The 11,170-nt window shown below is 74.3% G+C and carries 13 protein-coding genes; 5 read left to right on the top strand and 8 right to left on the bottom strand.

Annotation, left to right across the window (positions count from 1 at the left end; all coding sequences use genetic code 11):
* Both AB4039_RS06160 and AB4039_RS06155 read left to right on the top strand, forming a co-directional pair.
* A partial coding sequence (locus AB4039_RS06160) for an adenosylhomocysteinase (protein WP_442270193.1) occupies positions 1-322 on the top strand: 322 nt, incomplete at its 5' end.
* The gene (locus AB4039_RS06155; RefSeq protein ID WP_266844128.1) at positions 319-993 is read left to right on the top strand and encodes a maleylpyruvate isomerase family mycothiol-dependent enzyme; all 675 of its coding nucleotides are present in this window, start codon (positions 319-321) and stop codon (positions 991-993) included. The genes AB4039_RS06160 and AB4039_RS06155, both read left to right, overlap by 4 nt.
* Positions 994-1,042: 49 nt before the next feature.
* On the opposite strand, the gene AB4039_RS06150 is transcribed toward AB4039_RS06155, so the two are convergent.
* Complete coding sequence (locus tag AB4039_RS06150; protein WP_266843433.1) at positions 1,043-1,786, bottom strand: PIG-L deacetylase family protein; 744 nt, start codon at positions 1,784-1,786, stop codon at positions 1,043-1,045.
* 326 nt (positions 1,787-2,112) lie between these two features.
* Between AB4039_RS06150 and AB4039_RS06145 the strand changes: the two genes are divergently transcribed.
* The 3 genes from AB4039_RS06145 to AB4039_RS06135 all read left to right on the top strand — a co-directional run bounded on the left by AB4039_RS06145 (position 2,113) and on the right by AB4039_RS06135 (position 5,490).
* Positions 2,113-3,687 carry a class I tRNA ligase family protein gene (locus AB4039_RS06145; protein WP_266843434.1) on the top strand — a complete coding sequence of 525 codons (1,575 nt, stop codon included), beginning with the start codon at positions 2,113-2,115 and terminating at the stop codon, positions 3,685-3,687.
* A gap of 163 nt (positions 3,688-3,850) precedes the next feature.
* The gene (gene mshA, locus AB4039_RS06140; protein WP_442270196.1) at positions 3,851-5,167 is read left to right on the top strand and encodes a D-inositol-3-phosphate glycosyltransferase; all 1,317 of its coding nucleotides are present in this window, start codon (positions 3,851-3,853) and stop codon (positions 5,165-5,167) included.
* Positions 5,168-5,364: 197 nt separating this feature from the next.
* A complete protein-coding gene (locus AB4039_RS06135) occupies positions 5,365-5,490 on the top strand; it encodes a hypothetical protein (protein WP_266843435.1) in 126 nt (41 codons plus the stop codon).
* A gap of 191 nt (positions 5,491-5,681) precedes the next feature.
* On the opposite strand, the gene AB4039_RS06130 is transcribed toward AB4039_RS06135, so the two are convergent.
* The 7 genes from AB4039_RS06130 to AB4039_RS06100 all read right to left on the bottom strand — a co-directional run bounded on the left by AB4039_RS06130 (position 5,682) and on the right by AB4039_RS06100 (position 11,163).
* Positions 5,682-6,734 (bottom strand): LuxR C-terminal-related transcriptional regulator, encoded by a 1,053-nt coding sequence (locus tag AB4039_RS06130; protein ID WP_442270192.1) that lies wholly within the window; start codon positions 6,732-6,734, stop codon positions 5,682-5,684.
* Between the two features lie 235 nt (positions 6,735-6,969).
* The gene (locus AB4039_RS06125) at positions 6,970-7,413 is read right to left on the bottom strand and encodes a transcriptional repressor (RefSeq protein WP_266843438.1); all 444 of its coding nucleotides are present in this window, start codon (positions 7,411-7,413) and stop codon (positions 6,970-6,972) included.
* A gap of 121 nt (positions 7,414-7,534) precedes the next feature.
* Positions 7,535-8,428 (bottom strand): class I SAM-dependent methyltransferase, encoded by an 894-nt coding sequence (locus AB4039_RS06120; protein ID WP_442270191.1) that lies wholly within the window; start codon positions 8,426-8,428, stop codon positions 7,535-7,537.
* Positions 8,429-8,857: 429 nt separating this feature from the next.
* Positions 8,858-9,337, bottom strand: a complete 480-nt coding sequence (locus tag AB4039_RS06115; RefSeq protein ID WP_266843440.1) for a GNAT family N-acetyltransferase — start codon at positions 9,335-9,337, stop codon at positions 8,858-8,860.
* A gap of 129 nt (positions 9,338-9,466) precedes the next feature.
* Complete coding sequence (locus AB4039_RS06110; protein ID WP_442270190.1) at positions 9,467-10,375, bottom strand: M48 family metalloprotease; 909 nt, start codon at positions 10,373-10,375, stop codon at positions 9,467-9,469.
* Positions 10,372-10,767, bottom strand: a complete 396-nt coding sequence (locus tag AB4039_RS06105; protein ID WP_266843444.1) for a BlaI/MecI/CopY family transcriptional regulator — start codon at positions 10,765-10,767, stop codon at positions 10,372-10,374. The genes AB4039_RS06110 and AB4039_RS06105 overlap by 4 nt, the downstream gene beginning before the upstream one ends.
* Before the next feature lie 114 nt (positions 10,768-10,881).
* Positions 10,882-11,163 (bottom strand): metal-sensitive transcriptional regulator, encoded by a 282-nt coding sequence (locus AB4039_RS06100; protein ID WP_266843445.1) that lies wholly within the window; start codon positions 11,161-11,163, stop codon positions 10,882-10,884.
* Positions 11,164-11,170: the final 7 nt, after the last annotated feature.

Genomic DNA, 11,170 nt, shown 5'->3' with positions numbered 1-11,170 from the left:
CACCTGGAAGTTCCCCGACGGCAAGGTCCTGATCGTCCTGTCGGAGGGCCGCCTCCTCAACCTGGGCAACGCGACCGGTCACCCGTCCTTCGTGATGTCGAACTCCTTCGCGGACCAGACCCTGGCCCAGATCGAGCTGTTCACCAAGCAGTCGGAGTACCCGACCGACGTCTACGTGCTGCCCAAGCACCTCGACGAGAAGGTCGCCCGTCTCCACCTCGACGCCCTCGGCGTCAAGCTCACCACCCTGCGCCCGGAGCAGGCCGCCTACATCGGCGTCAAGGTCGAGGGCCCGTTCAAGCCCGACCACTACCGCTACTGAGCGCCGTGGACACCGACGACGACGTGCGCGACCCCTGGCTACCGGACCTGCTGCTGCGTACCGAACGGGACGCGCTGGTCCCGCTCCTGCGCCGCGCGCCGGAAGCCGCGTACGGGCTGCGGACCGCCTGTCCGGGGTGGACGGTCCGGGACGTCCTCGCCCACTGCGCGGCCGCCCTCGTACGCATCGTGGAGGGCCGGCTGGAGGAGGGCGTCTTCCTCCCCGCCGCCAACGCCGCCGATGTGGCCGAGCGGGCGGACTGGCCGGTGGCCAGGATCGTGGACGAGCTGGAACGCGGGCTCACGGAAGCCGGCCCGGCCATCGCCGCGGGCGACGGCACGCTGGACACGGTGGCCCTGGGGGAGTGGATCCACGCGGGCGACGTACGGGACGCGTTCGGGGAGCCGGGGGCGTACGGCGGGCACAGCCTCGCCCTCGCCCTGCCCCTGCTCCGCACCGCCAGCCGCAAGCGGGACACGCCCCGGTTGATCGCGGCCGTCGACGGCCACACCGGGCCGCTGGTCCTCGGCGGCGAGGTGCCCGGCCGTCCGGCCGCGCGCTTCGAGGGCGACGCGACGACGCTGATCCGGCTCTACTCGGGCCGTCCAGTGGTCGCGACGCGCTACGTACTGACGGGTGCGACCGAGCCGGAGCTGCTCATCTACCGGTGACCGCCCGCACCGACCGGTCCCGCCCCCMCCGMCSGGGKGGGGGCGGGACTCAGTCGATCCGCACGACCTGGAAGGCCTCGGCCATCCGGCCCGGGGGCAGCCCCGCCGCCCGCGCGTGCTCGCCCAGCCATTCCCGCAGCAGTCCCGCGAGGTCGTCGAAGTGCGCCGTCTGCGAGGTGTGGATGCGCAGGGCCTCCACCTTGCGGTCGAAGACGGGCGTGACGTCGACGTACTGATTGGGCGTCGGGCCCGTCATCAGCCACAGCTCCGGCACGATCCACGGCTCCAGGCCCTCCTCCTTGAGGAGCGAGGGGTGCGCGAACGGATTGCGTGCCTCGGGGTAGATCGCCCGCAGCGCGGCGTCGCCGACCGCCCGGTGGTCGGGGTGCAGGTCGGCGATGCGGGCCCAGTTGATCTCCGGGCTCGGGATGACGGCACGCTGCGGGCGGACCTGCCGGATCACCCGGCACAGGTCGCGGCGCAGCTCCACGCCGGCCTCCACGTAGCTGTCGGGGTAGCCGAGGAAGCGGACGTCGTCGACGCCGCTGCGCTTGGCCGAATGCACCTGCTCGGCGCGGCGCAGGTCGCCCATGGCCTGGCGGGGGAGCTGTTCGTCGTACCCGCCGGCGCCGCCGTCCGTGACGATGCAGTACGTGACGCGGGTGGTGCCCTGCGCGATCCACCGCATGACCGTCCCGCTCACGCAGAACTCGATGTCGTCCGGGTGCGCGGCCACGACCAGCAGGGATTCGGGGGCGCTGCGGTCTATGCGATCGGTCGCGAAGTGTTCCATGAGGTCAGCCTGTTGGGCACGGCCGTGAGCCGCAAGGCGGCCCCTTTGGCGTACAGGCGTCATGTCGCGAGTACGCCAACGCCGGTCCGCCGGGCCGCCCGCCCGGCCGCCCTCCCGGCCGTCCGCCTGGCGTGTCCGCGCAACGGCGTGAACGCGCAAGCCCATACCAGACCGCGCGGTTCGTTTCTCTGTCACTCTGAGGTGGGCACACCGCTCTCCTCCGCTCCCGCCGCCCCCCTTGCGCGCCGTGCGGAGCGGGGAGGTCCGTGCCCCCTTCCGTTCCGAGCCTCGCTGCGTACTTCGCTCCACAGCGTCAAGGAGGTCCCATGAGCACCCCCGTCTGGATCACCGCGACCCCGCCGGCCACCCACGGCGAACTTCACGTCGGTCACCTCGCCGGACCGTACGTCGCGGCGGACGTGCTGTCCCGGTACCTCAGGGCCGAGGGCGAACCCGTTCTGTTCACCACCGGTACCGCCGATCACACCAGCTCCGTCCACGTCCGGGCGCTCCGCGCGGGACGCAAGCCGGAGGAGGTGGCCGAGGGGTACCGCGCCGCGATCACGGCGGACTGGCTGCGCTCGGGCGTCGAGTTCGACCACATCGTCCGCCCGCGCCAGGACCGGGGCTACGCGCGCTGGCTGGGCGACCTCTTCCGGCGGCTGCACGCGGACGGCGTCATCGCCGCCCGCACCCGCCTGACGCCCTACTGCGAACCCTGCGGGCGCTTCCTCCACGGGGCGCACGTCACCGGGGCCTGCCCGCACTGCGCGGCCGTCAGCGACGGCGGCATGTGCCACGAGTGCGCCCGCCCCAACGACGGCGGGGACCTGCTGGGACCGCACTGCGCCCAGTGCGGCACCCCGGCCGTGCCCAGACGCTGCCGCCGCCTCTACATCCCGCTGGAGCCGCACCGCGAGGCCCTCGCCGAGTACTGGGCCGCCACCGGGCTGCCGCCGCGCCTGGCCGCGCTGTGCGAGTCGCTCGTCGAGGACGGACTGCCGGACATCGCGGTGGCCCACCCCGCCGAGTGGGGGCTGCCCGTCCCGGTGGACGGCTTCCCCGAACACCGCATCGACGGCTGCTTCGAGGCCGCCGCGATGCACCTCTTCGGCCACGGCGAGCGCCCGCTGCCCGAGCGGGCCATCCACTTCTGCGGCTTCGGCCACGCCTTCTGCCACGCCGTCCTGCTGCCGGTCCTGCTGTTCGCCCGGGGCATCAAGCTGCCGCAGCACTTCTGCGTGAACGAGGCGTACGTCATCGAGGACGAGGCGCTGGTCTGGGGCACCGGCCAGAAGGCCTGGGCGCTGGACCTGATCACCGAGTACGGGTCGGACACCCTGCGCCGGCACGTCTTGCAGGCCCGGCCGCTGGGCCGCCGTACCGCCTTCGACCCGGACCGGCTCGCCGCCGCCCGCCGCGAGCTGGACGAGAGCTGGAACAGCTGGCTGTCCCGGCTGTTCGCCGCCGTGCGCGAGCAGAGCTCCGGACGGGTCCCTGAGGCGCTGCCCGGCGGCACCGGCTGGGAGGTGCTGGAGCGCAGGCTGCTGCGCGGGCTGGAAGACCTGCGCGAGGCGTACTCGCCGGAGGCCTTCGACCCCCGCCGGGCGGTCGCGCTGCTCGACGAGATGGTGCGGTCGGTGTCCGACTTCGGCCACGTCAACGCGCACGAGGCGCACCGTCCCACCGCCGGCGGCCGGCACCTGCCGGTGCTCGCGGCCCAGTTGGCCGTGGCCCGGGCCCTCGGCGCCTGGGCCCGCCCGGTGATGCCGGAGGGCGCCGACCGGCTCGCCGCGGCCCTGCGCGCGGAACCCGGAGGCCCGGTCCGTGCCGAGGTGCTCGCCCCGCCCGCGCCCGGCACCCGGCTGGCCCCGCCCTCGGGGCCGGTGTTCGGCTTCTGACCGGCTCCGGCCGGCCTCCCGGCCCGGGGCGGGCACCCGGCACCGTACGACAGCACGACGACAGAAACCCTCCTTCGCCGCGTGACCGCGCGCCGGTCGCCCGGCGGTGCCGGGCGTACGTGGCCCTTCCCCGTAGGAGCCCCACGTGTCCTTGCGCGTCGCCATGCTCAGCGTCCACACCTCGCCGCTGCACCAGCCCGGCACCGGGGACGCGGGCGGCATGAACGTCTACATGGTCCAGCTCTCCCGCGCCCTCGCCGAACAGGGCGTCGAGGTCGACCTGTTCACCCGTTGCCGGGGCGAGGCCCGCCCGCCGCGCGACACCCTCGCCCCCGGCGTCGGCGTGCGCCACCTGGAGGCGGGTCCGCGCGCGGCCCTGGCCAAGGAGGACATGCCCGCCCTCGTGGTGCCGTTCTCGCTGGCGCTGCTCAAGGAGCGGCGGCGCTACGACCTGATCCACTCGCACTACTGGCTGTCCGGCCAGGCGGGCCGCATCGCCGCCGCCGGCTGGCGGGTCCCGCTCGTGCACACCGCCCACACCCTGGCCCGGGTCAAGAACGCGGCCCTCGCCGAGGGCGACACCCCCGAGCCGGAGCTGCGCGTGCGCGGCGAGCACCAGGTGGTCGGCTCCGCCGACCGGCTGATCGCGAACACGCGCGAGGAGGCGCGGGCACTGCGGGAGTTGTACGGGGCGCAGGCCGGCCGTACCGAGATCGTCCGGCCGGGCGTCGACCTGCGCACGTTCGGCCCCGGCGGGGGCCGGGCCGCGGCGCGGGCCCGGCTCGGTCTGCCCGCCGGCGCGTTCGTCCCCCTGTACGCGGGCCGCATCCAGCCCCTCAAGGGGCCCGACGTGATGGTGCGCGCGATCGCCCGGCTGCTGGGGGACGCACCGGGGCTGCGCGGGCGGACCATCGTCCCGGTGGTCGGCGGGAACTCGGGCGCCGGGCCGCGCGGTGACGCCTGGGAACTGGCGCGGGAGCTGGGGGTGTCGGACGTCCTGCGGCACCACCCGCCGGTCCCGCAGGATGAGTTGGCCGACTGGTACCGGGCGGCGGACGTCCTGCTGGTGCCCTCCCGCAGCGAGTCGTTCGGGCTGGTCGCACTGGAGGCGCAGGCGTGTGGGACCCCGGTCCTGGCCTCGGCGGTCGGCGGACTCCCGACCGCGGTGCGGGACCGGGTGACGGGCGTGCTGGTGCACGGCAACGACCCGGTCGAGTACGCCCGTTGGCTGCGCTGGTACGCGGAGCACCCGCGGGCGGGCGCCGCGATGGGGGAGGCGGCGGTCCGGCACGCGCGGGGGATGAGCTGGCGGGCCGCGGCGGCCCGGACCCTGGAGGTGTACCGGGACGTGCTGCGCGAGGAGCGGACGGGGCCGGAGACGGGTGAGGCAGGAGCGACGGCACGCTCCTGCCTCGCCGGCGCCTCTCACCTGGAGGGCCGAGAAGGCCGGAAGCCCACCCTAACAGCTCTTTTGGGGTGACCAAAGGTATGCAGCTGTAACGTCTGTATGAACTCCGCCCGGAATGCCGGGCGATGGACTTCAGATCCGCCTCAGAGGCGCTACAGGAATCCGACCCGGCCGCGGATTCCGTAGGACAATGGAGATGTCTTCGAAGGAATACCGGCGGCACGGATCCCCGGAGACGGAATTGACGTTCTGAATTCCTGGAGGAAATCATGTCCGCTGCGCACGCCACCGGAACGCCCGCCGACGCCCGCCCCGCGGCCCCCGCCCGTCCGCTCTGTACCGCGGCCGTCACCGCCGTGTCGGCGGTGCGGCCCAACGGCAACGGCTGGGACTGACGGCACGGCCGCGCGGCAAAGCCTCGTGATCGCCCCCGGGCGGCCGCGGGGCCTTTTCCGTTCTCCGGCCCGGCCCGGCCCTGCTGCCCCGCGGCTCCGTTCTTCTCCGGCCCCGCACTCCGGCCCCGCACTCCGGCCCCGCACTCCGGCCCCGCTCTCCGGCCTCCGGAGTATTGCGCCGGTATTTCGGGTCAGTCGAGCCAGCCGAGCCGCTGCGCGCGCACGCCGGCCTCGAAGCGGCTCGACGCCCCCATTTCCTGCATCAGCTCGGACAGCATGCGGCTCACCGTCCTCAGGGAAACTCCCAGAGTGCGGGCGACCTTCTCGTCCTTCATGCCGGAGGCGAGCATTTTCAGCGCGGCCCGCTGCTGCTCGGACAGCCCGTCGCCGCCGAGTTCCGGTGCGACGTCGTCGCCGTACGGGGTCGCGGCGTGCCAACAGTGCTCGTACAGCGCCAGGTAGGAACGGACGAGGGCCGGGCCGCGGGCCAGGATCGCGCCGGCCGCGCGGTCGTCGGGGTGTACGGGCAGTACGGCGAACTGCTGGTCCGCGATGATCATGTTCATCGGGACGGCGGGCGACAGCCTGATCTCGACACCGGCCTCGACGCGGCGGCGGAGCATCTCCACCGCCTCCGGGGAGGTGGTGATCCGCTGGTGGTAGATGGCGCGGATGCGCACCCCGTTGTCGATCTGCCGGCGGTCGCGGCTGAGCACCCGGTCCGCGACCTCCCGGACCAGGGCCGTCACGTGCATGGACGTCAGGTCGTGCCGGATGACGTCCGTGATGTCCTCCAGCACCTGCTGGATCCGCCCGTAGTCGTCGAGGATCTCCACCTCGACCTCCGAACCGTTCAGCGATCCGGGGCGCAGGAACCGTCCGACCAGGGTCTCCAGCGCGCTGTACGCGCGGTCGGATTCGTCCAGGTGCTCGCGCAGCCGTTCGCGCTCGCCCTGGAGCATCCGCAGCAGGGCGATCTCCGGATCGACGACGGCGACCGCGTCGGGCCCCGGCTCCCAGGCGCCGGACTGGAGGTCGTCGCGGGTGGCGTGGGTGGTGCCCGTCGGTACGATCAGGCCGAGGGAGGCGAGCTCCGCGCGCCACTTCTCGGACTCCTCGGGCTCCAGGCCGAGTTCACGGAAGACCTCGTGGAGGTTGGACACCCCGCGCAGGCGCAGCTCCTGATAGAGCGCCAGCACCCTGTCGGCGGACTGGATGCCGTCCTTGCCGTCGCCCGTTGCCATCGCGAAGCGACCCCCTCTTCTTACGAATCGACAGTCACACTTTGGCACATGCCGGGGGGAGGGCCCGTGCGCCCGCGTTTCGGATGTGACGGGGGTCACAGTGGCCCTCTGGAGTGCGCGCCTCCGCGTCCGATGGCCCCGGAAGGGTTGCCGCCCGGCTCCCGCGGGGCTCCCGCGCGGCCGGTCCGGAGCGGCCCCGCGGGCCCAACTCCCGTACGTCCGGCGGGCGGAGGGTCTAGTCCTCTTGTGCCCGGAGGCAGTCGGGGCACAGCCCCTTGAAGATGATCTCCGCACCCTCGCCCATCCGCCAGGAGCGGAGCGAGGCGTCGGCCGGCTCCGGCACCTCCGCCGCGACGTTCTCCACCCGGCCGCAGCGCACGCAGAGCGCGTGCTGATGGGGCGGCCCCGCGATCTCGAAGACGGCGGGCAGCGCGGGACGGTCGAACTTCGTCGCCAGACCGGTCTCCAGGAAGTGGCGCAGCATCTCGTAGACGGCCTGGCTGGTCAGCGTCCCGAGCCGCTCGCGGGCGGCGGCCGTGATCGACTCGACGTCCATGTGGCCGCCCGCCGCCAGGACCTGGAGCACTTCGAGGCGCGGTCCCGTGACGCGCAGGCCCACGTCGCGGAGGCGCTGGATCACCGCCTCGCGGCCGGTCGGCTCCTCCACGACAGCCTTCACTCCGCCACCATCCGCCATCTGGTCCGCTCAAACCTTTGGGGGCATCGTACCTCTTGCCCGTCCCTGCGGAGCGGGCGGCGGGGGAGGGGGCGGGAACGCGGTGGTGCCGGAGCCGGAGCGCTCAGCGGTCGGCGCGGCAGACGAGGAGGACGCTCTCGGTCCGCTCGTCGAGGCGGTGGCGCCGACTGCGCTCCACGCGCAGTCCCGCCGCCCGCAGTTCGGCGTCGAGCCGGTCCGGCTCGACGATCCACTTGCGGGTGCTGCGCACCGTCCGCTCCGTACTCAGCTTGCCGGTGCGCACGCAGTGGTAGGTGACGTGCTCGCTCATGCCGTCCAGGTCGAAGACCTGCCGGGCCGCGGCCCACTCCTCGATCCCGTCGAACCGGGGCACCTCGAACGCGTACGCGCGCCGGGGCTCCCGCGCCAGGTCCCGCATCCGGTGCGCCGTGTAGTCGAGGGCGAGCACGCCGCCCGGCTCCAGGTGCGCGGCGATCTCGCGCAGCAGACCGGGGCGGGCGTCGGGGGCCACGGCCGAGACCATCGTCCCGGCCAGCAGGGCCAGCCGGTACGTGCGCCGCAGCCTCAGCTCCGCCAGTTCGGCCCGGGTGGTGACCAGCAGCCGCGACACCTGCGGCCCGATCCGCGCGCCCCAGGTCCGCAGCCGCTCCAGGCAGGCGGCGTCCCGGTCCACGGCCTCGACGGAGAACCCCTGGCGGGCCAGCGGCACCGCCAGCCTTCCGGCGCCGGAACCCAGGTCCAGGACCGGGCCGCCGCAGGCCCGCGCGAGGCGCAGGTATCCGACGACGTCCGCGCTGTGCGGGCCGAGCAGCGCGTCGTACAGCCAGCCCGCGTCCTCGTCGGCCGGCGCGACCGATTCCAGGCCGGGCGGGAAGTCCGCCGGGGTGCCCGTGAGCGCTGCCGGGTGGGTGATCGCGCGCGCGGACGGCGGGACCGGCGCGAGCGCGGCGGGCGCGACCGGCCTGACGGACAGGGAAGTGCCGCTCGTTGTGTGCATCGCTCCTCCAGGGGCTCGCTCGGTCCGACGCTCCGGGGGCGGGGCTCCCGTGCCGTCGGGTACCGCGCCGCTGGTGAAATCCTGGCCCGTGGCACGGGACTTGGGCCAGAGCGAGGGGCTGCGTGAACACGCGATGGCGTGGATCTGCCACGGCCCCGGGCGCGCGGGCGGGAGGAATCGGAGGGCGACGGGAGCGTCGGCGGGGCCGGGAGCGTCGGCGCGGCGGGGAACGTCGGCGCGGCCGGGAACGGCGGCGGGGCCGGGAACGGCGTCCGCGGGCCGGCTGAGGCGGGGCCGGGAACGGCGGCGGGGCSGGGAGCGKCGGCGGGGCCGGGAACGGCGTCCGCGGGCCGGCTGAGGCGGGGCCGGGAACGGCGGCGGGGCCGGGAACGGCGTCCGCGGGCCGGCTGAGGCGGGGCCGGGCGGCCGTCAGAGGGTGCGGCCGAGCCTGACCGGCGTGAGCGGGGTGAAGCCGTGGTGGGTGAAGAACGGCAGGGCCGGGGCCCGTTCGGCGGGCAGGCCGATCCGCTGGGCGACCGCCCCGTGCTCCCGCATCCGCTCGGTGGCGCCCGCCAGCAGCGCCGTGCCGATCCCCTGCCGCAGCCGCGCCGGATCCGCGCACAGGGCGTAGATCTCGCCCTGGCCGGCGACGGGGAGCCCGCCCGAGACCGCCCCCACCACGAGTCCGTCCGCGTCGGTGGCGACCAGCCAGCCGAGCCAGCCGGGCGCCCCGCCGGGAATTTCAATTTCCGCGCGAATGCGGGGCAGTGCGCAATGGTCCGACACGAGCCGGCCGACGCGGATTTCCCCGAGGATCTCGGCGTAGGCGGTGCGAATGGCTTCGGCGAGGAGCCGCGAAATCGCCGTCGCGTCGCCGGGTGCTGCCGTCCGCACGTCAGCCAGCAGCATTTGTTCCGCACCTCTCGCCGTACCGGTCCTGAGCCCGCACGCGCCCAGAATAGCGGGCAATTCGAGTGGTCGGGAGCGAGGTTAAATCTACGAATTGGCTTAGTAAATAGCCGGGTCGGTGTCGCGCTATCAACCCGTCCAGCAACAGGCGACGACCGCCGGGGCCATGGCCACCACCGCCGTAGCCACTGCGAGCAGCCCCCGCAGCACCGGATGCCCCGCACGCTGGGGAGCCAGGATGCGCCGCATCCGCACCGCCGCCGACGGCCCGCCCGCGGCGAACGCCTTGCGCGGCGCGCGCCCCGCCGCGAGCGCGTACAGCGCCGTGGCCAGCGCGTCACGGGAACAGCCGCGCAGCGCCCGGTCGTCGGCCGCCATCTCCAGCAGCAGCGGTACGGCCTGTCCGCCGATCCGGGCCAGCGGGACCCTGCGGAACACCGCCGAGTACGCCCCCGCCGCGGCGACCAGCAGATGGTGCCGGCCGCCGATGTGGGCCCGCTCGTGCGCCAGGGCCGCGGCCAGCTCCTGCTCCGTCAGGACCGCCACCGCCCCGGAGGAGACCACGACCCGGCGCGAGCGCCCCGGCAGGCAGTACACCGCGGGGCGCGCGTCGTCCAGTACGGTCGCGCCCAGCCGGGCGTCGTAGCGGCCTACCAACCGCAGCAGTCCGGCGTGCCGGCCGCGGGCGCGCCGTGCCCGCACGACCTCCCGTACGAAGGCGGCTCCGGGCAGTGCCAGGACGGTGAACGCCGCCGCCGCGGCGAGGTGCTCGCGGCCCGTGGCGGCCGCCAGCCGGTCCGCAGAGGGCGGGTTCAGCGTCAGCACCAGGTCGACGAGCCGGTGACTGGTCTCCTCGGGGAGCAGCAACTGCGCCGGGAGGACCGCCACGGAGAACGCGAAGGCCGCACCGCACAGCATCCACACGGCCAGTCCCAGCCGGGGCACCTGCTGCGCCCAGCGGGCGCGGACCAGCATCCACGGGAGGACCAGGCCGGTGATCAGGGCCAGGCCGAGCGGCGGCAGGACGTGGTGGTTCACCGGCCGCCCCCCGGCTCGCCGGCCGGCCGCCCGGGACGGGCGGCGCGCAGGGCCTCGTCCAGCGCCTCCACGTCCTCGTGGGACATGACCTCGACGAACCGCAGCAGCGCGGCCCTGCGGTCCTGGCTGTCGCCGAGCGCGTCCTGCATGAGCGCCGCGGTGTACTCCTCACGGCTGCGCACGGCCTCGTACATCCAGGCGCGGCCGGACTTCTCGCGGCTCAGCCAGCCCTTGCGGTACAGGATGTCGGCCACGGTCATCACGGTGGTGTAGGCGACCTTGCGGCGCCGGTTTATGTCGTCGACGACCTCGCGGACGGAGACGGGCCGTCCCCACAGCCACACCCGGTCCATGATCTCGGCCTCCAGCTCTCCCAGCCGGCGTACGCGCATCGCTCCTCGCCCCTCCCCCTCGCGGGCGGCTCATCGTACGGGCCGTCCCGGCGGCGGGGGCATACCCCGGTCCGGTACGCGGGCCCGGGGCGGGCGCGGAAACGCCGRCCGGGATTATGCGCGGATCAGCCGGGCGATGGCCCGGGTGGCCTCGCCCACCTTGGCCTTCGCCGCGTCCCCGCCCTCGGCGATGGCCTCGGTGACGCAGGAGCCCAGGTGTGCGTCGAGCAGGGTCACGGCACAGGACTGGAGCGCGGCGTTGACGGCGGACACCTGGGTGAGCACGTCGATGCAGTACACGTCCTCGGCGACCATCCGCTGCACGCCGCGGACCTGGCCCTCGATCCGCCGCAGGCGTCTGATGACGTCTTCCTTGTGTGGTTCGTAACCGGCCACGGGAGCT

The organism is Streptomyces sp. M-16 (assembly GCF_052114405.1).
Classification (GTDB): Bacteria; Actinomycetota; Actinomycetes; order Streptomycetales; family Streptomycetaceae; genus Streptomyces.
This window is presented reverse-complemented; position numbering and strand designations above follow the sequence as displayed.

What these genes read in the sequence shown, in the direction of transcription:
- AB4039_RS06150 (WP_266843433.1), bottom strand. Translation starts at nt 1,786, where the DNA reads ATGGAACACTTCGCGACCGATCGCATAGACCGCAGCGCCCCCGAATCC.
- AB4039_RS06115 (WP_266843440.1), bottom strand. Translation starts at nt 9,337, where the DNA reads ATGCTGCTGGCTGACGTGCGGACGGCAGCACCCGGCGACGCGACGGCG.
- AB4039_RS06135 (WP_266843435.1), top strand. Translation starts at nt 5,365, where the DNA reads ATGTCCGCTGCGCACGCCACCGGAACGCCCGCCGACGCCCGCCCCGCG.
- AB4039_RS06105 (WP_266843444.1), bottom strand. Translation starts at nt 10,767, where the DNA reads ATGCGCGTACGCCGGCTGGGAGAGCTGGAGGCCGAGATCATGGACCGG.
- AB4039_RS06130 (WP_442270192.1), bottom strand. Translation starts at nt 6,734, where the DNA reads ATGGCAACGGGCGACGGCAAGGACGGCATCCAGTCCGCCGACAGGGTG.
- AB4039_RS06120 (WP_442270191.1), bottom strand. Translation starts at nt 8,428, where the DNA reads ATGCACACAACGAGCGGCACTTCCCTGTCCGTCAGGCCGGTCGCGCCC.
- mshA (WP_442270196.1), top strand. Translation starts at nt 3,851, where the DNA reads ATGCTCAGCGTCCACACCTCGCCGCTGCACCAGCCCGGCACCGGGGAC.
- AB4039_RS06145 (WP_266843434.1), top strand. Translation starts at nt 2,113, where the DNA reads ATGAGCACCCCCGTCTGGATCACCGCGACCCCGCCGGCCACCCACGGC.